Consider the following 25,400-nt stretch of genomic DNA (forward strand, 5'->3'; position numbering starts at 1 on the left):
GTTCCTGCCTCTGTGGTAAACCAGTTTGAGGAGATTTTAAACGAAGGTCCGGTGACCATAGACGGAAACACCTACAACACCTTTGAGGAATACTTGGAACAGCTTGTAGCGGGCAACGAAACGGTGACCACCTTGGTGGACAACGGCGACGGCACCTATGACTACACCAGTGAGGACGGCACCGTGACCACGGTAGACGTTCCTGCCTCTGTGGTAAACCAGTTTGAGGAGATTTTAAACGAAGGTCCGGTGACCATAGACGGAAACACCTACAACACCTTTGAGGAATACTTGGAACAGCTTGTAGCGGGCAACGAAACGGTTACCAATTTGGTGGACAACGGCGACGGCACCATTACCTATACCAATGAGGACGGTACGGCACAAACGGTGGACATTGCCACTATGGTAGAAGCCAACGAAACATTGACAACCTTAGTTGATAATGGCGACGGTACGATGACTTATACAGATGAAGAAGGTATGGCAACGGTAATCGATATGGCTTCCATCATAAGTTCGAACGAAACGCTGACTACTTTAGTAGATAATGGAGATGGAACCATGACTTACACAGATGAAGATGGAGTAGCAACAGTTATAACTACGACCGTTTTGTCAGACAACGCCCAAATTCCAGACGGTACGGTTGACATTGATGGAGACGGAACACCAGATAATGGGGTTACACTACAAGATGTCATCAATAACTTAACGACTATCATTGACGCCAACGAAACATTGACAACATTGGTTGATAATGGCGACGGCACCATCACCTATACAGATGAAGATGGCGCCGCAACGGTAATCGATATGGTTACCATAGTGGGGGCCAACGAAACGGTTACCAATTTGGTGGACAACGGCGACGGCACCATTACCTATACCAATGAGGAGGGCACGGCACAAACGGTGGACATTGCCACTATGGTAGAAGCCAACGAAACGGTTACCAATTTGGTGGACAACGGCGACGGCACCATTACCTACACCAATGAGGAGGGCACGGCACAAACGGTGGACATTGCCACCGCTTCGTCTACAGAACCCTGGTTTTCAACAGCTACTAGTGGCCCTGCTACCAGCAATACAGAGCGTAAGTATAGTATAGGTGATATAGGTATTGGTACTGACTCACCTAATCCTTCTGCACAGTTAGACCTTTCAAAAACCGATAAAGGGTTACTGTTGCCTAGGGTAGCACTTACGTCTATTACAGATGTTGTTACCATAGCTACCCCGGAGGCTGGAATGTTTGTGTATAACACTACAGTAGATTCTGATGAGAATTTAGGAGAAAACGTTTATTTCTTTGATGGAACAAAATGGGTAGCACCTTTATTGAGCGAACGTACAGGTACTGTGGCTCCTACGCCAGAAGTAGTAGATAATAGTGGAGCTCAATTTAATTTAACAGCTGATAATATTTACGTTGTTGGTCCTTTTACTGTTTCACAGTCTGGATGGTATGATATTTCTTTTAGATGGTTTTTTTCTGCTACACCAAATGGTGGCCCTATAACAGATAATAATGCTTTATTGTGGACACAAATTTCAACAAGCAGCGATGTACTTATGGATACAGGGGCAGTAGTTGCAGACAGTCGTTTTGTGATTTCTAGGCAGTTCACAAATACCCCTTCTTATGGATTTAAATATTTAACAGTGGGTACATCTTATTATTTTAAATACGTATATCAGAATTTGACTAGTTATATTGTAGATGTATCCGCAGAGAGACTGATACTTTTAACTCCATTCCAATAAAACTAGTAATATGATGGCACTGTAAACCTTAATAAGTATCGGTTTCACAACGGCAGGGCAAAACAAACTGTTTTTGTAAACAAGGCTAAGATGCATGCTCATGGAGCAACACCCTCCTCAGTACGTGCCTGTTTTTTTGAGCAAGCAAGAGAGTTTGACCAAGACTACAAATACAGGCAACAAATAGAGGGGCGTTTGCAAATGCTTTTAAGCATGACAGGGTAGCTCAATGATACTAGAATTTTACTGGACCACAATAATTATTTTAACGCACTGACTTTTTATCGCAATATGAGATATTTAAGTAGAGAGAATGTATCCGGCACTACCAGTATTTATGAGTACATGAAGCAGTTTTTTGTGGTTCCTGGCCCCACAACAAGGGGCAATGAACCGGGCAATAGCGGTTTTGAAGCACATGCTACTGGTAAAACCCCCACAACAGAGACAGAGAGTTGTTTGGGCATGTTAAGTTGCCTATTCTTAGAGGGTATAGGTTATTTACTATAAGTTAATGGTATTTAATGAGTTCTTGATTGTGCCAAATCAACCTCTTACCATTACTCATAGTTAGTTTTTTTTGATAAAGGTGAAAAGGCAATTAGGATGCATAATATTCTTTAGAGGGGGATATTATGTGAAAGGTTGGATAAAGTAAGTAGATTTTTAAACTGCCCTAATTGCCCTACATCTTAATAATCTTAATAACAGTATAAAATATATGAAAACAATACACAAACATTTAATTGTGGTACCGTTGCTGTTTCAGGCAGTGTGCATGGCACAAACGGTTAACGTTGGAGAGCTATACGTTTCTCCCAACACACAGTTTTCTACGGTCAGCCGTTTTGATAACACACCAACAGGTGCGTTTGTTAATGATGGTGAGGCGTTTATCTATAGCCATTTCAATAATGACGGTTCTGTAGATTTTACACCAGGAGAGCAGGGCTACATCCGCTTTGAAGGTACAGCGGTACAACAGCTGTCAGGGGGCAACATCAGTTATTTTTATGATGTGCTGTTTGACAATGCATCGAGCGGTGTGGCATCGTTTGAGTTGAGCAGTGAAATAAGTATTGACAACGAAGCAGATTTTACCAGAGGCATTGTTAAGGATGATGATTTTGGAGGTTTGGTGGTTTTTGAAAATGATGCCACACATGTCAATGTAGACGATGGTAGCCATGTAGATGGATTGGTGCAAAAAAATGGAGACAAAGCTTTTGATTATCCCATTGGCGACAAACAATTTTTTAGATATGCAGCCATAAGTGCACCGGATGATGGAGGTGACGTGTTCACGGGGAAATATTTTTATGAAAATCCAAATCCCAATTATCCGTTGGCAAACAATACAGGGGTTATTGAATTGATTGATGACCAAGAGTATTGGACCATTACAAGAGATGCGGGCAATAGCACCGTAATGTTGACCTTGAGCTGGGAAGAAGGCACAACCACGCCGGCAGCCATTGTGGCACAGCCACAGTCTGCAATCCACATTGTGCGTTGGGATGAAGTACAGCAACAGTGGGTAGATGAAGGCGGTACTGTAGATGCAGCCAATAAAACAGTTACGACCGTAATAGCACTAGATGATTATGGTGTGTTTACATTGGCAAGGGTAAAAGAAGACTTGATACTACCGGGCAATGTGGTTGTCTATAATGGGGTAACACCCAATGGAGATGGGTTAAACGATTATTTTATTATTGACAACATACAAGACTTGGCCAATAACAAAGTAGAAATATTTAACCGTTCGGGCGTAAAGGTTTTTGAAACCGAGGACTACGATACCAATAGCAATGTATTTAATGGGTATTCTGAAGGTAGGTTGACACTAAATGGAGACAACCAATTACCCACAGGAACATATTTCTACATATTGACGTATGACTATAGCGCCAATGGCAGTACAGAGCGAGTGAAACAAGCAGGTTATTTGTATTTAACTACAGGTAAATGATTAATAAAACAACAGCAATATGAAAACAATACAAATGCATAAAAAACACAAACAGGGCCCTATGGTGCTTAGTGGTATTGTAACAATGGTCATGTTGTTGTGTCTATCACATACAGCACGGGCACAACAAGATTCGCAGTTTACCCAATATATGTATAACACAGAAACCATTAACCCCGCCTATGCCGGCTCTAGGGGCGTATTAAGCTTAACCAGCTTGTACCGCACCCAATGGGTAGGGCTGGACGGCGCGCCAAAAACCTTAAACTTTACGGCCAATACCCCTTTGGGCGATGAACAGAAAGTAGGGGTAGGATTAACCTTTACGCAAGATAAAATAGGACCTTCTGACAAAAGTACGATAGCGGCCGACTTTTCGTATACGATTCCTTTTAACAATGATGTGCGATTGGCGTTTGGTATTAAAGGCGGCATAAACTTACTAAATATTGATTATTCAGTATTGAACATCCATAATCCCAACGATGCCTTGCAGCAACACAACATAGATAATAAGCTAAAGCCTATAATAGGCGCAGGACTTTATTTGCACAATAACAGAACGTGGTATGCGGGATTGTCGGTTCCTAATATATTGGAAACCACACATTATGATGACGCTACGGTTTCTAACGCAAGTGAGAAGGCACATCTTTATGCCATAGGAGGGTATGTATTTACCTTAAACCCGAATATTAAATTTAAACCTGCTGTGTTAGGAAAATTTGTAATGGGAGCGCCGGCAGCTATAGATGTATCAGCTAACTTTTTGTTTTCGGAACGCTTTACACTAGGAGCAGCCTATAGATTGGATGCAGCAGTAAGTGCCTTGGCAGGTTTTCAAATTAGTGAGAAGTTAATGATAGGCTATGCCTATGATTATAGTACGACAGAACTACAAAACTATAGTTCTGGATCACACGAAATATTCCTGCGTTTTGAACTGGGAAGTCCTAAAACCAAGAGATTTTTAACCCCTAGATTCTTTTAATTATGAAACAGAGACAAAGCGTAAAAACAGTATTGCTATGCAGTATATTTTTAACCCTGAGTATTGCTTTAAATGCGCAAAAGTATAAAATAAAACAAGCTGATAAAAAGTTTGAGAACTTAGAGTATATAGAAGCCGTAAAGATATATGAATCGGTTGCCAATAAGGGGTATGAAGATCCTGATTTGTACAGAAAAATAGGCGATGCCTATTATTTTAATGCAGATTATGCACAAGCGGCACAGTGGTATGATAAACTTTTTACCATGTCGCCCGGGCAAACACTGGAACAGAAGTTTAGATATGGACAAAGCTTAAAGAGTATTGGTAAAGATACGCAGGCCAATGCCCTATTGACCGAGTATTATGCCAGTAAAGGCATTAATTATAGCGACTTAGATAAGAAGATCGCTGATTATAGCGATAAGTACACCATTAAAAAAGAAGATTTTAATACTGAAAATTCAGATTATCCGGCATTTATGGATAGTGAGAAGTTGTATTTGGCAACAGCCGCTTCAAATGGCCTTGAAAACAATTGGTCTGATGAAAGAGCTTCAGATATTTATGTTGTAAAGGGCGGCGACAAACAAAACTTGGCAGGCGAGATCAATACCAAATATAACGAGGGCTCCTTGGTTATTACCAAAGATGGTAATACCATGTATTTTACCAGAAATGATTATAACAATAAAAAAAGAGGTAAAGATGCAGACAATACCACTAAACTAAAATTGTACAGAGCCAAAAAAGCAGACGGCAACTGGGGTGACGTAGAAGAACTTCCCTTTAACAATAGTAGCTACTCAGTAGGGCATCCTGCTTTAAGCAAGGACGAAAAGATGCTGTACTTTGTTAGTGATATGCCTGGCGGAAAAGGGGGGACTGATATTTATAGTGTAAGGGTTTCTAATGATGGAGGGTTTGATTCGCCTACAAACGTGCAGGCCATAAATACACCGGGCAATGAAATGTTTCCTTTTATGGCCAGTGACGGTACGTTGTATTTTTCTTCTAACGGTTATCCAAATATAGGAGGATTGGACGTGTATTCAACTGCCATCAATAATGGTGGTTATGGAGAGGTAACAAATATAGGAGCCCCTGTTAACAGCCGTGGTGATGATTTTGCTTTTTTTATAGATGGTGAAGAAAAAGGGTATTTTGCTTCCAATAGAGAAAACAGAAATGACGATGTTTATTCATTTGAAACGAACCCTAACTTTAAAGAACCATGCGAATTAGACCTAGAAGGTTTGGTTAAGGATAAAGATACGGGAGACTTATTGGCTGACGCTGTTATTTCTTTGTTGGACAGTAAAAATGAAATTGTTAATAGATTAAAGGGAGGTAGCGACGGAGCTTTTTCTTTAGAAGAGATAAATTGTAACGATGTACAAAGGGTACGTATTGAAAGAAGAGAGTATCAAACTGCTGAAGTTGATTTACCGGAGCCAACAGATAGAAAAGTGTATAAAGATTTTCTGTTAGAAAGAAACGAAATACCATTAGAGACAGGAACAGATATTGCCTTATTACTGAAACCTATTTATTTTGATCTGGATAAAAGCTATATAAGGCCTGATGCAGAAATTGAACTTCAAAAGGTTGTAGCTATTATGAAACAGCATCCAACTATTAAAGTAAATGTTGGATCTCATACAGACAGTAGAGCAAACGACAATTATAATATGCAACTTTCTCAGCGCAGGGCAGATGCCACGGTAGATTATTTAGTATCTCAAGGTATTGACAGGTCAAGACTCTCTGGTACGGGCTATGGAGAAACACAGTTGGTTAACCTTTGTTACAATGGAGCGGCATGTAGTGAAAGTGCCCACCAACAAAACAGGAGAAGTGAATTCATAGTAATCAAGTAAGTAGCAGTAAAATCAAGAGTTAGTTCGTTGATTTGTGAAATACTTTATCAAGCCAAGCTATCTATTAATTGTAACAGATAAGTTAACAACTATTGTAGATACTAAGTTAGGCTGTTCTAGGCAGCTATTTATTGGCTGATAAAGTATTTCCTTTTAAATAATAAAAAAGGAGATAAAAACGAAGTGACCCCACAAAAGGAAAGAAGATAATATGGGACTACTTGTCCCGCTTTTATTAATAATAGAAGCAATGCCGTTTGGCCTGCTTGCGAGCAAGTTCTTGGCCCGGGTGTTTATCAAGGACAAAGAAACGGATTGAAATTGCAAAAGCATTTTAAATAAAAATTTAAAAAAATGAAAAAACTAATCGCATTATCCCTTTTTCTATTAACCCTTTCGGGTTGTGAGAAGGAAACGGCCCAAGTACTGGAAGGCGACTTTTTGTATTTTGCCGATGCGGCCGTTTTGCTTACTGAAGAGGAAAACTACGGAGTGGTTATCGACAAGAAGATGTATGAGTTAGCCGACCAAGTGGCCCTTTTAAAAAGCGAGCCTACCGAAATGGTACTCGTGGTGGTGAGAGCTAAAGTTTCACCTAAACCCAAAGGAGCAGAAGGTTGGGCCAATCAATTAACCATCATAGAAATAATAAAAGTAGGGTCATGACCCATAATTTTTATATGAAAGCTCATAATTAAATTCCCTATGGTGGATGAAGTTGTGAACTTGGATAAAGTCATATGAATTGGATAAAACATAATATAAATTTCAAGTCACCAAGTATTCCACACTAAATAAAAAACAATCTATTAATTATATATTTTATGAAAAAACTAGTGCTAATTACTATAGCTTTTATAGGTTTTACGGCGTTATCCAATGCGCAAAAAATATCAGAAAATGCCATCGGATTAAGGTTTGGAGGTGGCAGTGCTTTTGGCACCGAGATAAGCTACCAACGTGCTTTGAGTGAAAACAACCGCGCCTGGAGGCCGATTTGGGATGGCAAAACCATAAAAACTTTAGTGGTGTAAAATTAGCAGGCATATACCAATGGGTCTGGAATATAGAAGGGGACTTTAATTGGTATGCTGGTTTGGGCGGTGGCTTTGGCTCATTTAAATGGAAGGCTAACGACTATAAAGAAACTGAGACCTTTGTTTTTGCTGCCGGTGATATAGGGATTGAGTATGATTTTGACATTCCGTTGTTGTTATCACTTGATTTTAGGCCTGAATTTGGGTTTGGAACAGACCACACAGATAAATTTGGTTACGGCGTGGCTTTGGGTGTTAGGTATCAAGACTATGTAGGTAATGACTACAGTAAACGTATATCTTATCTTTAAAGGTAATTGTAAAAAAGCTTATGACTTTTATCGCTTAGTGTTTAGTAGAGAGTTTTCATACAAAAAACTTTTTGAGGAAATACCAGAGCAAGATAGGATGTCCACTGTTCCCAAGTAACGAAAAGCATAAATAATGTATGTCAGTTTCCCTATAAGTAAAGCGACAAGATTGATGGGAATTGATGCAGTTGATGGATTGTCCATTTTACAAGGCAACAGTTTTATATTTTTATTAATACGCCTAGTAAGAAAGAAGCAGATAAGTTGTTAATACCCTTGCAGAAGGAGGAAAAATGACACTGCATATGAGTAAAACGTTTTGGGATACTTATTTCGAAATGCTTACTGATAAATTTGAAATCAACTGGATGGTAAATGTAGAACAGGTACTTCAATAACCGTAAAATGAAAAGGGCAATAGCACCACGGTTAAATGGATAGTAATAAAATAACAGTAAAATCGTAAACATAGTTTAGAAAATGGAGAAATACAGAAACACAACCCTGCTTATATTAGCTATTATAGCCTTAAATTCCTGTGGAACCAAGGTAGCGTTCCCGGTATCGAGAGTACAGCCTGCCGCAAACGTTGTTTCCACGGTCAAGAAGGAAAGCAACGGCAATTACTTGATAAAAATAGATGCTGAGCACCTTGCTGCCCCAGACCGCTTGTCGCCTCCGCAAAAGTATTATTACACATGGGTTGAAAAAGACGAGGGACTGCCCGTAAACATAGGCAGGCTGGTAAGCAAAAAAAATAATAAGGCCGCTTTGCAAACCCTGACTCCGTTCAAGCCCGAACAAATCTTTATAACGGCGGAAGGAGAAGGGGAAGTGACCGTTCCCGGCAATTTTGAAGTCTTTAGGTCCAAAAGGATAAAGGTGAAATAAGAGCAGGGACAGAAAGGTTAGATGAATTGATTTAAACTTTTCATATACAGGATTGTCAGTCTGTCTCACAACCTATCTTTTTGAGAAAGGATTCGGGTAAGTGAAGTACGTAGATGCCTTTGAGACAGACTGAAGTTGTATTCCAATTGCGCTTTTAGAAAGCAATCTTGTCAAATTTAAATTTATAGATAATGAAAAAAAAGAACATTTTATTTATAGCAATTACTTTAATAAGGCACGTAATATGAAAAATGATTTTCATTCTCAAAGGATTTCGTATTTAAAATTTATTTTAAGTTCCTCCAAAATGGTAAGGGATCCTATTGGTTTCTATCAACAAATGTTCAGCAAGTTTGGGAATAACTTTTCTGTTTCACCTCCATTTGACAGCCCTATTGTATTTACAAAGGATTCTGCAATTGCTAAACATGTTTTGATCAAGAGTTACAATTATTATGAAAAATCTAAACTTCAAACGCTTTTTCTATCCAAATATATTGGCAATGGATTGTTAACCTCAACAGGTTCCTACTGGCTAAAGCAAAGGCGGTTAATACAGCCCATGTTTTATAAAGGTCAATTAGATGAGTTAACATCTAATTTGCACAGAATCATTCAAGATGAAATATCCAAAATACCAACCGACTCATATGTAGATCTCTATGAGATAATGAATAACTTGGCTTTTCAAGTAATTATTAAGACAATATTCTCTCATACAGGGAATACATATGAATTGAAAAGGCTGCAAAAAATGATTCCTCTCTTACAGAGATTTATTTCTAAAAATCTGCGTCAACCACACAAAAGACCTTGGTTTTATATCAATGGGGAGTATAGTAACGCTATGAAGTTAGCTTATGAAAGCAGGAATATTATACGGGAAATTATAAATCACAGGCGGTCTAAGGGGAAACGGTATTTTGATTTATTGGATATGCTGATACATTGTAAGTATGAAGATGGTACATACATGGATAATGAGCAACTGATTGATGAAACTATGATTCTATTTCTTGCAGGACATGAGACAACAGCAAGTGCACTCTCTTTTACGTTGTTTCTTCTGGCTAATAACAAGGATGAATTAAATAGGGCTCAAAAGTATAGTTTTTGTGTCAAGGAGAACGTAAATATAAAAGACCAGATCGACAATCTCTTCTACGTGCAAAATTGCATTGAAGAAAGCATGCGTTTGTACCCTCCGGGATGGTTTACAGATAGGAAGGCTTTACACGATGATGTGATAGAAGGGGTTCATATAAAAAAAGGAACCTATTTTGGTATTTCAATATTTGAAATACACAGGAACAATCAATATTGGGATGAACCAGAAAAATTTGATCCCAACCGGTTTTCGAAGCTACAAAGAAAAAAAAATCTGAACCACTATATGCCTTTTGGCGCTGGCCCAAGATTATGCATTGGGAACAATTTTGCCATGTATGAAATGATTTTAGCAATAAATGCAATTATCAATATTTTTGATGTAAAGACTTCAAAAAGCACGCTCACCTTAGAACCGCTTATCTCGTTGAGACCTGGGCCGATAAAGATGATTTTTACAAAGAGGGATCCAAAGTAATATGGATTCCTGTTAAATGAACTAGCAAAGAAATGTTATACGCAACAGATAATAATGCAAGAGCTTTTTTTCAAAATGTATCAAGTAAATGTAGTAAGGTAGTAACCGAATCGTATAGTACCTCTTTTTCAATTGCAATCCAAATGCTTGATAGATCGGTGCGTGGGGATATATATAATATTTATGCCTTTGCCAGACTTGCAGATGAGATTGTAGACACCTTTTCAAATAATGACCATAGGCAAACCCTATTTAATAGCTTCTACAACGATTTGGAAAAAGCAATTGAGAACAAGGTAAGTACAAATCCAATATTGAATGCATTTCAATATACATTTCACAATAATAAACTAAGTATTAATTGGGTGAGAGGTTACATGAATAGTATGCAGATGGATCTTGGAGAAATAAGGTCCTTGACACCGGATGAATTTGAAAAATATATTTACGGGTCTGTTAAATGTATTGGCCTTATGTGTCTAAAGGTATTTGTTAAAAATGATAAGGAAAAATTTGAGTCGCTTAGGAATAGTACATTAAGCATGTGGTCTGCTTTTCAAAAGGTTAACTTCTTAAGGGACATTGGAGAAGACTTCCAAAACTTAAATAGAACATATTTCCCTAATATAAACTATCTCTCTTTAGGTGAAAAAGAGAAACAGATAATAGTTGAGGATATTGAAATTGACTTTAACAATGCTGCCCCGGGTATTAGGTTACTACCAAAGGAAGCTCGGTTTGGAGTATATATGGCCTATATATATTATAAGGAGCTATTGAAGAAAATTAAAAGAACGCCCGTTGAGACTATTAAATCTAAAAGAGTGAGAATTTCGAATTGTACAAAAGTCAAATTATTATGTAGAAGTTACCTGAAGCATAATTTTTTTGGGAAAACCATATAGACACTGAAAACCATATCAAAAACAACTATTAACTTATACGCGTACAGAATAATAACTGTTGACAGAATTACTAAAATCGAAAAATAGAGATGACAAACGGATTTAAAATTATCGGAATTTCAACCCGAACGACAAATAAAGACAATAAGGCCGAACAAGATTTGGAACAACTTTGGGGACAATTTTATAGTGAAAATATATTCGATAAAATACCGAATAAACTTTCAAATGAAATTATAGCAATTTATACAGATTACAAAAGCGACTTCACGGAAGACTATACGACAATAATCGGTATTCCTGTTTCTACTCTTGACGAAATTCCAAACGGACTAATTGGACGTGAATTTCAAACTGAAAATTTTCAAAAATTTACCGCAAAAGGAGAAATGCCAAATGTGGTTGTAAATACTTGGATTGAGATTTGGCAAAGAGATAAAGAACTGGACAGAAAATACAGCTATGACTTTGAAGTTTACGGAGAGAAATCACAAAACGGAGAAAATTCAAAAGTAGATATTTATATAGCGATAAAATAAACAGTAATGCTTAGACTTTTTATTTAGAAATAGTACTTGACTAATCAAATTACAATTGACGAGAGCACTGATAAAATCTTAACGGGTGCGGTTCAATGACCGTATTGACCTAGGTGTAGCCTTTCAGGAGTATGTTGATAGCGGGCTTTTGGTTTGCCAGGTAGGGAACGATAAAATTTGGGTAGAATCCATACCTGACTTAGAAAACGAAATATGGTAATTTAATAATTGCGATGGGTTCTATGATGGGCTTTAAGAACCTCTTTGATACAACCTTATTTACCATAACAGTACTCCCGTATGAAGATGCAAGCTTTACGCTATCCCCCTCTTGTTACGACGCTACAGCAACCATAACCGGGAATACGGACGGAACATTTGTGCTTGCTACCGCCCCCCTCGATATAGTTGCAATAGACCCCAACACCGGTAAAATCACCAACGGTACGCCAAACACAACATATGAAGTAGAATGCACTACCAACGGCCCCTACCCACCGCCCTAATCCCCACCCCCCTTGTTGCCTGCGACGACGCGACGTCCGATTTGACAGTAGAGATGGACCTGACGGAGAAGGACGGTGAGATAACGGGCAACCACCCCGCCCTTCTGGTAAGCTACTACACCAGTGCGGCGGGTGCCGGGGAAGGCAGTACCTCGCCCGACCTGACAGACCTAGCCACGGCCTACATGGGCAGCCATTTGGAAATCGTTCACGTGCGCGTTGAGAACGCCGCCACCGGCTGCCATGCCACCACCGAGATCGAACTTCAAGTGGTCGACGCCCCTGCGGCCAACGTCCTCCAGGGGCTGCTGTTCTGCGACCCCGACAACGACGGCTACGGCGAGTTTGACCTGTCGGCCCTGGATGCCGACGTGCTGGACGGACAGAACCCAGTATTTACACGGTGAGCTATTATAAAACCGAAGCGGATGCCGAGGCCGGCACCGGCCTCCTGCCCGTCCTGTACGAGAACGAGGAGAACCCACAGACCATATACGTGCGGGTGGACAACGACGGCACGCCGGAGAACAGTTGCTACGCAGTAGCGGAGGCCACCCTTGAGGTGCTGCCGCTGCCGGCCTTTGAACTGGACGAGAGCTACACCATCTGCGTGAACTCCAATGGGATCAAGGTAGCGTCCCCGGCGGTGCTGGACACCGGGCTTGACCAAACACTCTACGCTTTTGAGTGGACGATGGACGGTAACGTTCTGACTGAGACGGGCAGCAGCTACAGGCCCACGGCGGTGGGCACTTACGGCGTAACGGTGGCCGACTTAGGCACCGGCTGTGAAAGCAGTGCTTCGACGGTGGTGGTGGCGAGTGCCTCACCGGTACTTGAGGTAGAGGTAAAGACCTCTGCCTTTTTCGACGGGCACGTCATAGTGGCTGTAGCCGAGATAGTTGGTGGGCATAAGGATGCCGAGTTCGAGTACAGCCTGGACAACGGTCCCTGGCAGTCCAGCGGCACGTTCACGGACGTTCCGCCGGGCGAGCATGTGGTAACGGCGCGTGACTTGATGGGCTGCGGCACCGCGACGGCAACGGTGATGGCTATAACGACACCTGGAACATTTATGGGGTAGCGGATCAGCCCCACTGGTACCGGCTGGGACGGTACCTGCAATGGAAACCCGCTGCCCAGTACTAACTACTGGTTCATGGTGGAGTACAGAACCCGGCACCGCTGACGTTAAAGTGTTTAAAGCTAATTTTACCTTGAAGCGATAATTGGTCAACTAAAAGGCACGTTTCAGAAGTAAGCTGATTTCATAAAAAAACAAACAAAAAATCAGGGGCATATGGGGTTCCCCGAGTTTTTTGTTGTTCAGCAGTGCCGTTGGTGTTTTAGATGGGTTTTGGCTCAAAAAAGACAGGTGTCCCGGTGATTTATATGTGTTTCAGAAATATTAGGTAACTTTTCTGAACTGTTACCTGCTATCCGTCTGCCGGTTTTCAGGCAATTAGCGGTGTGTATGTCGAAGAAGATTCAGCGGATTTCTGTGGCCTTGGTCTTAGCTTTACCCTTCAATTCAACTTCTTTTTCGATAATCTTTTTTGATTTAAATGTGACAGGGCATCAGGTTCAATTAATCACAAATCCCCTTTCTTTGTGGAGAAAGTTTGAAGCTTTCAGGATAAACACATTTTAAAATAGACTTGGCCTGTATTAAGCTTGTCGAAATTCTGTCAAAGGGCTCTAACGTAACAGAAAGAGTGCTTATGGAGCAACTGAATAAATAGTATGAAAGACTTTTTTCAATCCAAGAACTTCTTCATATACATTTAATTGATTTTAAGTTAACATTGGATTTTGGTGTAAAATAGTTGATAATAAATTTTAGGGTTGATAAAGCCTTTCTTTTTAACAGTTAGAGAGCAATTATTGTGGGTTGGGGAAATTAGAAATTAATAATACGGACTTATTCGTTGTTTTGTATGACAGTATGCAGAAGTTATATATAATAAATGGCTAAGTTTTGTCAATTCAATTGAGCTAACACACGATATATTTGTAAAGTTTTTTGTTAAAATCAGGACTTTTAAGGGAAGATCTAAATTTTTAACGTGGCTATATTATTTTACATATAATTTTTGCGTGAATAATACACAAAGGGACAAAAAGAAGAGTTTGTGCATTCATAGGAAGTGATTTGCTAGTCTAAAAGAAGAAAGGATAGGTGATGAGGGCCTCTTTTAGATTAAAATCAGAAAAATTGGCATTGGCATTAAGGCGTAATTGAAGTCTAATGAGAAAATGGTTTTACTTATGAAGTATCAGGACGACATGTCTATAAAGGAGATTCAAGACATGCTGGAGGTAGATTTAAGTATGGTTAAAATGCGTTTGCTCAGGGCAAAAAAAAAGTAGTTAAAATTTACGATAGATTGTAGTTATGTCTAATCCATTTAAAAAAATAATACATAACGAAAAGCTCCCCGACATGCTTAAAGATAAACTGATGGAAGACATTAATTTTATTAAACTATCCTTGGATACGGTCGATGTGTTTTCAGTAAAATACCCGAAAAATAATTAGTAGTATAATGTAAAGATAAAGATACCATTTATAAGAAAATAACCATACGCTCTATGAACAAAATAGATTTTGTTAGGCTTGAAGAAATATTGTACTGCAAGTCGAATGGCAGGTATACTATTTTTTTTCTGGTAGGTAATAAAGAATTAGTGTCTTCAATAAACCTAGGCAAATATGAAAACTTGCTCGACAGCGATTTTTTTTACAGGGTGCACAAAAGTTATATAGTCAATTTAATGCACGTTTCCAGTATTTCAAGAAAACCAGAGGTGTATTGCAATATGGTAAATGGAACCTTGGTACCTATCGCTAAAAGGAGGTTGAAACGACTGTTTAAGTTTTTGGATATTGAAAGAAGCTAAAAGTAAGGAAGCCTTTGGACCCGTCTTAAAAAGCGGAGCAATGGTTTTCCCGTATAAAAAACGCCCGATAAAGGGCGCTTTTCAATCAGTGTTTTTTGTTCTTTTAAGAGCGCGCACAACGGGTGCCATTGTTAGCTGACGTACTTTTCTTACTAAGATTCAATTCAAGTTTTTCTTCAGGTGAAACATGTTTACGGGGTAACCCGCAGCCATTGGCAAAAGGTTGCCGAGCCTGCCGAAGTATGGGACGGCTTTAGGCGGGGCGCCATTATGGCAAGTCTTAACCATTTTGCGCATGGTATAATGCAGAAAGCCGATGTTGAGAAATTAATTAAAAAGTATGAAGCAAATAAAAAAGTTAAACAAAAGTGCAGTACTAGTGATAGTTTTATTTCTTATAGTGAGTTGTCGTTCAAACTCTCATAAAGAGAATGCTATATTTAGCGATACTATTAACAGGTATAACTATTTGGATAAGGACCACGAGCTACTGTATTTGTATGATTTTGACTCCTTGTTGACCAAGGATGAGAGAAATACCTTATTGCGAAAAATTAAAAATTATGAAAGCAAAAGTGAAATTACCTTTATTATACTTACCACGGATAAGATAGGAATGCAAGGGAGAATAATAGCTGAAGATATTAAAAGGTTAAACCAAATTCTTGAAAAGAAATTCGGTATAAATAATCTTATCGTATTTGAAATTAATGTTAATTTAAGAGGAATAGGCATTTCTTATAATGAAGGCTTAGATGAGAAGCTTTCAGATTCTATATGTAATTCTATTATTTTAGAAAAAATCGAACCTAAATTAAGAAAGAACAAACCATATGATGGGATAAGTAATGGTATGGAAGAATTGAAACGTATTTTAAAGAAATGATTATGGCCGATTTTTTTCAGCAAAATACCCTGAAATCATTAACAGCGTAATGAAGATAAAAGCCCCTTAAATCGGGCCATAAACCCTACCAAATGTAAAGTGGTTTGTGTTTTTGCTCTTGGTAGAGATAGGGTTCGATCCTATAAACATAGATATTATGTGTTTGAAGCATGACTTGACCTTACAAACTTTGTGTAGAAATAAGTTGGCAAAAACAGCCTACTCAGAAAATCCTGCGGATTTTCCTATGGTTCGGTTCTTTTTGCTAAATTAGTTGCAAAACCTCGCCACAGCTCATAGCAGCTGTGATGATTTATACTGCGATTCAAGTAGAAAATTACTCTTTGAATTTTCGGAGAAAACTCGGTGAGAAATCCAAGCCGCGCAGTTGCTACAAACTTGCTGTTAGTGGCAGTTTTTATTTTTTTGTATACCTATCTGTATAATCTCCGTCTTTCAATTCTAAGACCGAATTTGTTCTGTTTACAATCTCATATTTGGTTGTATCTATACTTGATGAACCACTCCCAATACTTTCAGCTACCAAGACGAATTTTCCTTTCTCAATCCACCATTTTTTATAAACTAAAGTTGCCATATTTATAGATTCTGCCGTTCCATCATTTTTAAGTGTAAAACCCTGCACTTCTTTTTCATCAATGGGATTAAGCTGTACCCATGAACCTATTAATAGATTTGTGATATTTTCGGTTTCTGAGTTAGAGCCTCCTGCATTTATTGTTTGTTTTGATGTTTTATTACAAGCTAGGAATGTAAATGCAGCTAGAATTGTGATAGTTAAAGTTATTTTTGTCATTGCTCTATTTTTTTAATTATTCTTCTACTTGATGATGTTTTTTTGCAACACAGGTTGGCGGGTAAATTGCCACTAACTTGTTATATCGACACTAAATTACACTTTTTTTCTTTAAAATTCCAGGATTTTAGGGAAGCCTACAAAAGAGGGAAGTCTAGACTGGCTTTATTTCGCTCTCTTTATTTTATCAGGGTATTGTTGAGTGTCAAAAACATCCATTATTTCGATCCGCTTTTCATCGTTATTTATCCAGTAAATTATCTTGTAGGTTTGATGGCCCAAATAACGATATTCTTTTTCTTTATTTTTTAACCTTGGTTCAATTTGACCAATTTCAGGCAGTTTTGTCAATCTTACCGTTTCAAGAGCTATTTTGCGATTTTCGTTTTTTGCAATCCTTAAACTTGCATTTTCTTTTAGGTAATCAAAATTCTTTTTGAGTTCAGATTTGGCAAAATCAGTCCAAAATATTTTTAATCCCATTTTTCAATTTCAGCTATTAAATCATTAACCTCGGTTAATCTTCCATTTTTAGAATCTTCTATAGATTTATCAATTCGCTTATTCAATTTTTCAGCTGACATTGGTTCTATTTTTCTGTTTCTTGAATAATTTTTTTCTTTTCGTAGTATTTTTTCAAGTTTAGAAATAGTTTCTTCACTCTGAAGTTTTAAAAACTCTTGGATAAACTCTATTTTTCTAGCTTCAATATTCATAATTCTTCTTTTAATCAAATATACGAATTAATCTGTTTATGGCTTTGTTTAGAAGATTTTTTAGCTTGCTTAAGCCCTGTTAGCATTAGTTGTTTTTCTATTTGTAATTTCATTATAAACACCGTCCCAAAGGTCAATGCGCTTTTGTAAAGATTCAATAGTTGCTTGTTCCGCTTCATTCCATAATTGCTTGTCTGGACCGCAAAGGTTTGATGTCATTTGTAGTGCAAGATGACTATGATGGTCACCGTCAACTTCAATGTGTCTTTCCAAATAATATTTAAAAATTGAAATACTGTCAGGAAAGGTTTTATGGATGTCGTTGACTATTGAAATAAACATTCCCGGAATCAGGTCTTCTCGTCCAAAGGTGAAAATTGCTGCCTGTATATAATCTTTATTGCTTGTAATATTTTTAAATGTAAAGTCAACAAAGTCACTTGCTTCTTTAGGTGTCCCCGAAGCTATGAATGCTGAATTAAAGTCACCTGTCTTTTTTAATGCTGTTATAAACTTTTCTATTTGAGAAGTGTCTGCCCCGCATTGGTGCATAGCGTCAAGATAAATTTCAAAATGACTTTTCCTGTTTCCGAAACTGTCAATGTCAGATTCTTCGCCAACAACTATTTCATTGATAAGGTGTCTCGTGTCTGCTGAACCTTTAGGGAACCAAGGAACGGAAGTGCAGGTCAGGTTGTTTTGCAGTACTTTTAATAAAGACATAAAGTCCCAAACTGCATAAACGTGATACTGCATAAAAACTTTCAGGTCGTCTATGTCACTGATTGCTGAATAGACTTTATGATTAATAATTTGCTGTCTTAAAGGTTCGGTCACCTTTTTAATTCTGTCAATGTGCTCGTTCATATTCTATGAAGTCTTTTTACAATTAATGCCAACTCGTTATATCAGCGCTAAAATAGTAATTTACCCCTTAAAAATCCCGAGAGGATAACACTTTTATATTATTATCCTTTTCACTCCCCAATTTCAGGTAACTCAAAATCAAATAATTCTTTGGGATGAACCCCTAAACCTTTTGCTAACTCATAGATTGTAGGCAATTGGATTCTTATCTGTCCTTTCTCGATTTTGCTAATATCACTATAGTCAACGTCGCACAGTTGTGCTAATTTTCTATAACTCAGTTTTTTGTTGATGGGAAGGATAAAAAGGTTCGGTTTAAACTCCAAGCTATCTATAAAGAAAGGCCAAGGCAAAAAGTACGATATGCCCTAACTGATTTAGCTAAGAATTACGGAGTAATTCACAGGGAAGCTGTGTCTATGTTCAGTAGTATTAACAAAGGCTGAATCATTATCTCAAAAAGTAATTTTAATCTCGCTGTAATACCTCTTTAAACTGATAAAAAAACCGTTCCATCAGCCGTAAATCTTCTGTAACAATCTCGGCCGTGCCGGACATTTCCTGTTTAAACGGTATTTCTTTGTTATAGGAAGTAACGAGTTTTTTAGGAAGTTGCACGTCTACGTAGTAAAAACCGTCCTTATCAGGAATGGCCGACATGCTTTTGACCTCGCCTGTCAGTACCCCAAATTCCGTGTCGAGATAGGTTTCCAGTTTTATGTGGACCGTTTGCCCGAGTTTTGTGCCGGTGTTTTCAGTTTGGCTATAAAAGAAGAGTTTTCATTTGGAATAACGGTAAACACCAAATCGCCTTGGTTTACCGTTTGGTTTTTGCTCCAAAAGTTCAAAAATGTAACCCGCCCGTTTATTTGCGACTGTAGCACGTAACGGTTTTCCCAATCCCCGATGGCGCTTTTAAGTTGGTTAAATAATACCCTAAAATTATAATGAAAAATGAAAATACCTTATAAAAATATTTACAATGTCTTACGGACAAACCGCTTTATCGTGCTGTCCGTGGTTATCGGGTCGGTATTGACCTGTATGGTTTCGGTGCTGATGGTCATCAAACTGCACAGGGAAACAGTGAACAGTGCCTTTGTGGTCAACGGGGACGGAAGTGTCATCCCCCTGAAGATGGTGTCCCAACGGGAGAACCTCGAAGTGGAGGCCAAGGCACACTTGGAACTGTTCCACCGCTATTTATATAACATCAACGCCAACAATTACAAGAAGAACCTGGAAAAAGCCCTATGGCTCGGGGACAATTCCGTGGCCGACCTGTACAAGCAGAAACAGGCTGAAGGGGTGTACAACCGCTTGTTGCAGTATTCGCTGGTACAGGAGGCGGTAAGTATAGAACCCCAAGTGGATGTGAGACAAGAACCTTATCGGTTTAAGGTAGTAACCATCTTTGAGATCAACAGAGGTTCGGTGACCGATACCTATGAGCTGATCACCACTGGAAGCCTCATCCATGTGGACAGGAACTTTCCGCACAACACCCACGGGCTGTTGGTGACGGATTTTTTTGAAAACACTTTACGTAAAATCAAGAATTATGAAAGCCCATAATGGGCATTAAGAAAAGAACAATGATGAAAGTTGAAAAAAATAAAATCGTATTTGCCTTGGTCATCGTTTGTATAGTCCTGTTTATCGGGGCGTATGCGGTCGTGTTCTTGGGCGGGGATGAAGAACCTACTATTGAGGACGGCCAAGTGCCCGTTCCAAAACTGGAAGAAGGCGGTCAAAAAGAATACGACTCCAAAATGGAAGCCTTGGAAGATTTAAAAGAAGAACGACAGGTGAATGCCCCAAGTATTTATGACGAACACCTGTTGGATTCTATGGGGTACTATCGCCCAAAGCTCGATAGCATCCATAAAAGACGGATGATCGATAGCGTATATGCCCTCGGGGAACAACGCTATCAAAGGCTAACGGCTTTAAAACATCTAGAGGCTAATGATTTTCAGGAGCCTGATCGAATACCAAGGGTTGATCCCGTTCAAACACCAAACAGGGTAAAAAAGGACACTACTGCAATAACTGAAAAAGAAAAAGAGGTCGCCGCCAAGGAACTTGGCTTGGAACACCAACTGTTCTTTGCTTCCGACCCCAAGGAGAACCCCATAACAAACAGCCACAATACCGATGCCCGGATTTTTGTCCGTGTGGATGGCACCCAGACCGTTAAAAAGGATTTCCGATTGCGATTGCGTTTGTTAAAAGGGGCTACTATTTATGGTCATTATTTTCCTAAAAATACCCCTATATATGGTTTTGTGAGTTTTAAGCCCAATCGTACCATGATTACGATTGGACATATTGCCCAAGAACCTGTAAAATTAAGGGCGTATGATTTGGAAGACGACAGTGAGGGCATCTATATCGAGAACAGTTTTCATGCGGATGCCCGGCAACAGCTCGTCGGGGATGTGGTAGACGACATTAATGTGGCCGGCGTACCGCAGGTCAGTGGCATCAAACAGCTTTTTAGAAGGAACAACCGCAATGTCAAAGTGACGGTGATGGACGGTTATCAATTAATCTTAAAACCAAAACAATGAGAACTACAATCATACTTTTAACAATACTTTTTTCGGGCTCGCTACGCGCCCAACAAGCATTGGACACCCTATATGCCAACGAGAAAAAGAACGTGGCCTTGTTTTTCCCGAAACCAATCCGGAAAGGTATTACGGGAACATCCAATTTTGTGTTTACCTATAACCGGGAAAGAGAACAATATTTTGGACTGTTACAAGCACAGCCCGGGGAGGAAAGCAACCTTTTGGTGGTAACGGATGACGGAAGTGTCTATTCCTATATCCTGAAATACGCCAAAACCCTCCCCAAACTGAATTACTTTATTACAAAAACAGCAAGTATCGGAAAGGAGATGCCAATAAAGGTCATCCCCAAGCCTTCTCAAAGAACATTGGACAGTGTGGCCAGACGTCTGGAATACTTTAAACGTTTTGGAGATTATTTGATAAAGTCAAAACTGAGACGGTTAAAGACCAAACGAAAAAAGGGCATCAAACTTCAACTGCAAAAGATGGCCTACAACGGTTCCGAAACCTACCTCGTAATGGAAATTAGCAATACCTCCGGTATTGACTTTGAGATCGATTTTTTGAATGTTTACAGGATTAGTGGGGACAAAAAACGAAAAGCATCACATCAAAAGCTTTTAGTGAAACCGATCTATACCCATAAAATGCCCACAAAAGTATGGGACAGTCAGTCCTTTCGGTTTGTGTATATGCTGCCCAAATTTGTGTTGGGGGGTAAGGAAAAACTTCAGTTGGAACTGGGGGAACTGAATGGTAATAGAAAGATTTGTCTGAAGTATTAATCCTCTTTTATTACATTTATCTTAATATTCTGTACAGATATAATAATATCTACAGCAAATGATTGTACTTAATGTTTGAACTATGCTGAAATTGAATCTACAACCAAACAAAAAATATCTTGGTTATATAGAAGAATGGCTGATTGATGAAAAAAATAAAACCAACCAAGGGTTTTATTGTAATTGGAATATAATTTTGCAGGCATTTACAGAAAAAAGATTGAGTACAATAACTGAAAATGATAACGCAATCGGATTTGTGGTTTACCGTGTTTATAACTTGATAGCTGTGATTGACATTGTAGAAATAAAACTGTCTGAACGGAAAAAAGGTGTTGCATAAAAGCTGATTGACGGGACTTTGGAGTTTTTCAAATCAAAAAGGGTGTTAGTGACACAATTATTTTGTTCTCCTGAAAACTCTGAGCCCTTTTGGCGAAGGATTGGTTTTTTAAATTTTCCCGGGATTCCGTATCAATCAACGATAAACATGTATAAAACACTTGTTGACACGCTGAATGCTTCTAAGGAAGAAAGCACTAAATCAGTCATCAAATTATGGAATTGTGAACCTTATCAAGCAAGGGGGGTTGAACCAAAATGGATATGGAATTTAAGTTTTTTAGAGGACGGTGAAACATTGACCAAACCAATAATATTTCCAGTTTATAGAGATTGGCAAATTGAATTAACCCTACCTGATAGAAATAATATATTAGACAAAATTAAATATAGTGGAGTTGATTCGGCCGCCTATGGTAGTTTTATGATAATTCGAAAAATAAATGTGTAAAAAAACAAAAATTGATGAACAAAAAGGGAGTAGGGATATTATTAGAGGAAGAATATAGGAATTGATTAATAAACGGGATTACTTAAGCAACTTCTTGCAAGAAGAAGGTACCTGCTTTATAAATCCTCTGATAAATGGACTGCAAATCAAAAAGAGCGAGGGCAAATACAAAATGTTGTACCTATGTTGTACCTGAACAAAAAAAGCTTCTCTTTTTAGAGAAGCTTTTAACATTTAATTAAGAAAAATTACAGTGCGGCTGAAGGGAGTCGAACCCCCACGCCTCTCGGCACTTGATCCTAAGTCAAGCATGTCTACCAATTCCATCACAGCCGCATTTTTAACAATATTTTAAGAACTTAAATTAGGTTTATTCCTAAGTCAAGCATGTCTACCAATTCCATCACAGCCGCATTTTTAACAATATTTTAAGAACTTAAATTAGGTTTATTCCTAAGTCTGACGTGTCTACCAATTCCACCACACCCGCATTATTTTATTTAAAGAACTATCAATACTTACTTAGACCTTTTTGAAACGCTAGACTTTCTAGCGTGCCTGCCTGTCGGCAGACAGGTCTACCAATTCCACCACACCCGCGTTGAAATTGTGGGTGCAAATATAATTCAAATTTTCAATATTCAAACTTAATATGCTGAAAAAGTTCTTTTTTGTATTTTTGAATACACAATCTACACCGAATGGAAAATATAAAGTCGTATATCGATACGCATAAAGACCGATTTATCACAGAACTTATAGAATTATTAAAACTACCATCTGTCAGTGCCGACCCGGCTTTTTCACAAGATGTCCTCAATACGGCCGAAGCTGTTAAAAACGCCTTGCTTGAAGCAGGATGTGAAGTGGCTGAGGTGTGTGAAACCCCGGGATATCCCATTGTTTATGGTGAAAAAACCATAGATACTTCCTTGCCGACAGTTTTGGTGTATGGACATTATGATGTACAACCACCCGATCCGATAGAGTTGTGGGATTCCCCACCTTTTGAACCGGTAATCAAAGAAACAGATATACATCCCGAAGGAGCTATATTTGCCAGAGGAGCATGTGATGACAAAGGACAAATGTATATGCATGTAAAGGCATTGGAAATGATGGTAAAAACCGAAAACCTGCCTTGCAATGTTAAGTTTATGATCGAAGGGGAAGAAGAAGTGGGTTCAGAAAGTTTGGAGTGGTTTGTAAAAAACAATCGTGAAAAACTCGCCAACGGTGTCATTTTGATCTCCGATACCGGAATGATAGCCAACGATGTACCTTCCATTACCACCGGATTAAGAGGATTGAGTTATGTTGAAGTTGAAGTAACCGCTGCCAACAGGGATTTGCACAGTGGATTATACGGCGGGGCAGTTGCCAATCCCATCAATGTGCTTACCAAAATGATTGCCGCACTGCACGATGAAAACAACCATATTACGATTCCCGGATTTTACGACAAAGTAGAAGAACTCGCTGTGGAAGAACGTAAAGAAATGGCCAAAGCACCATTTTCATTAGAAGATTATAAAGCAACCCTCGATATAAATGATGTTTACGGAGAGAAAGGCTATTCTACCAACGAACGAAATAGTATTCGTCCGACCTTGGATGTAAACGGTATTTGGGGCGGATATACAGGTGAAGGTGCTAAAACCGTGATCGCGAGTAAGGCCCACGCCAAAATATCCATGCGTCTGGTGCCCGATCAGGACTGGCGGGAAATCACAGATCTCTTTCAAGCGCATTTTGAAAGCTTGGCACCCAGCGGTGTCAAAGTATCGGTAAAACCGCACCATGGTGGATACCCGTATGTGACTCCCATCGATAGTGTGGGGTATAGGGCCGCCAGCAAAGCTTATGAAGCCACTTTTGGAAAAACACCTATTCCGCAACGTAGCGGAGGAAGTATTCCTATTGTTTCCCTGTTTGAAAAAGAATTGAAAAGCAAGACCATTCTAATGGGCTTCGGACTCAACAGTGATGCCATCCACTCGCCAAATGAACACTACGGACTGTGGAACTACCTCAAGGGGATAGAGACCATTCCGTATTTTTATAAATATTTTACGGAGTTGAGCGAATGAAGGTACGAAATTAGAAGTCGGAAGTTGCAAGCATATGCATACTAAAATGATAAACCTCACAGGTTTTACCGAAGATACCCTTCGACTGCGCTCAGGGTGACATGTCGGGACAAGCAAAACCTGTGAGGTCTTTTTTTACACAATTTTTCATCTCTACGTTTGTAGAATCAAAATTTATTTCTACATTTGTAGAGAACGATACACGATTGTAGAGCATGAAGTTATCAAAATCAGAAGAAGAAGTCATGAATCATTTGTGGAAGCTAAAAAAGGCTTTTATGAAAGATCTGTTGGAGCAGTACGACAAGCCAAAGCCTGCCAATACTACCATTGCTACACTTTTAAAGCGTATGCAGGATAAAGGATTTGTTTCGTATAAGGTCTTTGGAAAATCCAGGGAATACTATCCTCTAGTTTCCAAAGAGAAATACTTTTCGAAACAGTTAAAGGGAATGATCAAAAACTTTTTTAATGATTCCCCAGCACAATTCGCTTCCTTTTTTACCGAGTCAACGGACTTGTCTGAAGAGGAACTCAAAGAATTGAGGAAGCTCATAGACCATCAACTTAAAAAATAGA

The 25,400-nt window shown here is 38.9% G+C and carries 28 protein-coding genes, 1 tRNA gene and 2 pseudogenes; 24 read left to right on the forward strand and 7 right to left on the reverse strand.

Annotated elements, in window-relative coordinates:
• The 17 genes and pseudogenes from OOZ15_RS07775 to OOZ15_RS07850 form a co-directional block, all read left to right on the forward strand.
• A pseudogene (locus OOZ15_RS07775) lies at positions 1-1,770 on the forward strand (hypothetical protein); the annotation flags it as partial.
• Between the two features lie 721 nt (positions 1,771-2,491).
• Positions 2,492-3,742, forward strand: a complete 1,251-nt coding sequence (locus OOZ15_RS07780; RefSeq protein WP_265955590.1) for a T9SS type B sorting domain-containing protein — start codon at positions 2,492-2,494, stop codon at positions 3,740-3,742.
• 34 nt (positions 3,743-3,776) lie between these two features.
• Positions 3,777-4,733 (forward strand): PorP/SprF family type IX secretion system membrane protein, encoded by a 957-nt coding sequence (locus OOZ15_RS07785; RefSeq protein WP_489666414.1) that lies wholly within the window; start codon positions 3,777-3,779, stop codon positions 4,731-4,733.
• A gap of 2 nt (positions 4,734-4,735) precedes the next feature.
• Positions 4,736-6,613: an OmpA family protein gene (locus tag OOZ15_RS07790; protein WP_265955594.1), complete on the forward strand. Its 1,878-nt coding sequence runs from the start codon at positions 4,736-4,738 to the stop codon at positions 6,611-6,613.
• A 354-nt stretch (positions 6,614-6,967) separates the two neighbouring features.
• Positions 6,968-7,279 (forward strand): hypothetical protein, encoded by a 312-nt coding sequence (locus OOZ15_RS07795; RefSeq protein ID WP_265955595.1) that lies wholly within the window; start codon positions 6,968-6,970, stop codon positions 7,277-7,279.
• Between the two features lie 158 nt (positions 7,280-7,437).
• A pseudogene (locus OOZ15_RS07800) lies at positions 7,438-7,961 on the forward strand (hypothetical protein).
• Positions 7,962-8,441: 480 nt separating this feature from the next.
• Positions 8,442-8,852 (forward strand): hypothetical protein, encoded by a 411-nt coding sequence (locus tag OOZ15_RS07805; protein WP_265955596.1) that lies wholly within the window; start codon positions 8,442-8,444, stop codon positions 8,850-8,852.
• A 244-nt stretch (positions 8,853-9,096) separates the two neighbouring features.
• Positions 9,097-10,437, forward strand: coding sequence for a cytochrome P450 (locus tag OOZ15_RS07810; protein WP_265955597.1), 1,341 nt, complete (start codon positions 9,097-9,099; stop codon positions 10,435-10,437).
• 32 nt (positions 10,438-10,469) lie between these two features.
• Entirely contained in the window at positions 10,470-11,342 is an 873-nt protein-coding gene (locus OOZ15_RS07815) for a phytoene/squalene synthase family protein (protein WP_265955598.1), read from the forward strand.
• A gap of 89 nt (positions 11,343-11,431) precedes the next feature.
• On the forward strand, positions 11,432-11,881 hold the full coding sequence (locus OOZ15_RS07820) for a GyrI-like domain-containing protein (protein ID WP_265955599.1): 450 nt from the start codon (positions 11,432-11,434) through the stop codon (positions 11,879-11,881).
• A gap of 242 nt (positions 11,882-12,123) precedes the next feature.
• Complete coding sequence (locus OOZ15_RS07825; RefSeq protein WP_265955600.1) at positions 12,124-12,387, forward strand: hypothetical protein; 264 nt, start codon at positions 12,124-12,126, stop codon at positions 12,385-12,387.
• The gene (locus OOZ15_RS07830; RefSeq protein WP_489666413.1) at positions 12,354-12,794 is read left to right on the forward strand and encodes a hypothetical protein; all 441 of its coding nucleotides are present in this window, start codon (positions 12,354-12,356) and stop codon (positions 12,792-12,794) included. The genes OOZ15_RS07825 and OOZ15_RS07830 overlap by 34 nt, the downstream gene beginning before the upstream one ends.
• Positions 12,791-13,471: a hypothetical protein gene (locus OOZ15_RS07835; RefSeq protein ID WP_265955603.1), complete on the forward strand. Its 681-nt coding sequence runs from the start codon at positions 12,791-12,793 to the stop codon at positions 13,469-13,471. Before OOZ15_RS07830 ends, OOZ15_RS07835 begins: the two co-directional genes overlap by 4 nt.
• Positions 13,472-13,474: 3 nt before the next feature.
• Entirely contained in the window at positions 13,475-13,576 is a 102-nt protein-coding gene (locus tag OOZ15_RS20270) for a T9SS type B sorting domain-containing protein (protein WP_265955893.1), read from the forward strand.
• A 1,097-nt stretch (positions 13,577-14,673) separates the two neighbouring features.
• Entirely contained in the window at positions 14,674-14,757 is an 84-nt protein-coding gene (locus OOZ15_RS20430) for a hypothetical protein (protein WP_416337314.1), read from the forward strand.
• 222 nt (positions 14,758-14,979) lie between these two features.
• Complete coding sequence (locus OOZ15_RS07845; protein ID WP_265955604.1) at positions 14,980-15,288, forward strand: LytR/AlgR family response regulator transcription factor; 309 nt, start codon at positions 14,980-14,982, stop codon at positions 15,286-15,288.
• 340 nt (positions 15,289-15,628) lie between these two features.
• Positions 15,629-16,174: a TPM domain-containing protein gene (locus OOZ15_RS07850; RefSeq protein WP_265955605.1), complete on the forward strand. Its 546-nt coding sequence runs from the start codon at positions 15,629-15,631 to the stop codon at positions 16,172-16,174.
• A gap of 418 nt (positions 16,175-16,592) precedes the next feature.
• Here the strand turns inward: OOZ15_RS07850 and OOZ15_RS07855 are convergent, their stop codons facing one another.
• The 6 genes from OOZ15_RS07855 to OOZ15_RS07880 form a co-directional block, all read right to left on the reverse strand.
• Positions 16,593-16,991: a lipocalin-like domain-containing protein gene (locus OOZ15_RS07855; protein ID WP_265955607.1), complete on the reverse strand. Its 399-nt coding sequence runs from the start codon at positions 16,989-16,991 to the stop codon at positions 16,593-16,595.
• Positions 16,992-17,156: 165 nt separating this feature from the next.
• Entirely contained in the window at positions 17,157-17,474 is a 318-nt protein-coding gene (locus OOZ15_RS07860) for a type II toxin-antitoxin system RelE/ParE family toxin (RefSeq protein WP_265955609.1), read from the reverse strand.
• Complete coding sequence (locus OOZ15_RS07865; RefSeq protein WP_265955610.1) at positions 17,465-17,707, reverse strand: hypothetical protein; 243 nt, start codon at positions 17,705-17,707, stop codon at positions 17,465-17,467. Before OOZ15_RS07865 ends, OOZ15_RS07860 begins: the two co-directional genes overlap by 10 nt.
• 69 nt (positions 17,708-17,776) lie before the next feature.
• Complete coding sequence (locus OOZ15_RS07870) at positions 17,777-18,574, reverse strand: DUF3050 domain-containing protein (protein ID WP_265955611.1); 798 nt, start codon at positions 18,572-18,574, stop codon at positions 17,777-17,779.
• 110 nt (positions 18,575-18,684) lie between these two features.
• Positions 18,685-18,927: a helix-turn-helix domain-containing protein gene (locus tag OOZ15_RS20275; protein WP_323670658.1), complete on the reverse strand. Its 243-nt coding sequence runs from the start codon at positions 18,925-18,927 to the stop codon at positions 18,685-18,687.
• A 115-nt stretch (positions 18,928-19,042) separates the two neighbouring features.
• Complete coding sequence (locus OOZ15_RS07880; protein ID WP_265955614.1) at positions 19,043-19,234, reverse strand: hypothetical protein; 192 nt, start codon at positions 19,232-19,234, stop codon at positions 19,043-19,045.
• Between the two features lie 294 nt (positions 19,235-19,528).
• Here OOZ15_RS07880 and OOZ15_RS07890 point away from each other — a divergent pair, with 294 nt between their 5' ends.
• The 5 genes from OOZ15_RS07890 (at position 19,529) to OOZ15_RS07910 (ending at position 22,731) form a co-directional block, all read left to right on the forward strand.
• Positions 19,529-20,149 (forward strand): conjugal transfer protein TraK, encoded by a 621-nt coding sequence (locus tag OOZ15_RS07890; protein WP_265955617.1) that lies wholly within the window; start codon positions 19,529-19,531, stop codon positions 20,147-20,149.
• A gap of 20 nt (positions 20,150-20,169) precedes the next feature.
• Positions 20,170-21,147 (forward strand): conjugative transposon protein TraM, encoded by a 978-nt coding sequence (gene traM, locus OOZ15_RS07895; RefSeq protein WP_323053830.1) that lies wholly within the window; start codon positions 20,170-20,172, stop codon positions 21,145-21,147.
• Positions 21,144-21,938 (forward strand): DUF4138 domain-containing protein, encoded by a 795-nt coding sequence (locus tag OOZ15_RS07900; protein WP_265955619.1) that lies wholly within the window; start codon positions 21,144-21,146, stop codon positions 21,936-21,938. Before traM ends, OOZ15_RS07900 begins: the two co-directional genes overlap by 4 nt.
• 82 nt (positions 21,939-22,020) lie before the next feature.
• Entirely contained in the window at positions 22,021-22,281 is a 261-nt protein-coding gene (locus OOZ15_RS07905) for a hypothetical protein (protein ID WP_265955621.1), read from the forward strand.
• A 48-nt stretch (positions 22,282-22,329) separates the two neighbouring features.
• Positions 22,330-22,731, forward strand: coding sequence for a hypothetical protein (locus OOZ15_RS07910; protein ID WP_265955622.1), 402 nt, complete (start codon positions 22,330-22,332; stop codon positions 22,729-22,731).
• A gap of 254 nt (positions 22,732-22,985) precedes the next feature.
• Here the strand turns inward: OOZ15_RS07910 and OOZ15_RS07915 are convergent.
• A tRNA-Leu gene (locus OOZ15_RS07915) sits at positions 22,986-23,067 on the reverse strand.
• A 365-nt stretch (positions 23,068-23,432) separates the two neighbouring features.
• On the opposite strand from OOZ15_RS07915, the gene OOZ15_RS07920 reads away from it, so the two are divergent.
• Complete coding sequence (locus OOZ15_RS07920; RefSeq protein ID WP_265955624.1) at positions 23,433-24,821, forward strand: dipeptidase; 1,389 nt, start codon at positions 23,433-23,435, stop codon at positions 24,819-24,821.
• Positions 24,822-25,036: 215 nt separating this feature from the next.
• Positions 25,037-25,399: a BlaI/MecI/CopY family transcriptional regulator gene (locus OOZ15_RS07925; protein ID WP_265955626.1), complete on the forward strand. Its 363-nt coding sequence runs from the start codon at positions 25,037-25,039 to the stop codon at positions 25,397-25,399.
• Position 25,400: the final 1 nt, after the last annotated feature.

Origin of the sequence: Galbibacter kalidii, assembly GCF_026241135.1 — a bacterium.
Lineage (GTDB): Bacteria > Bacteroidota > Bacteroidia > Flavobacteriales > Flavobacteriaceae > Galbibacter.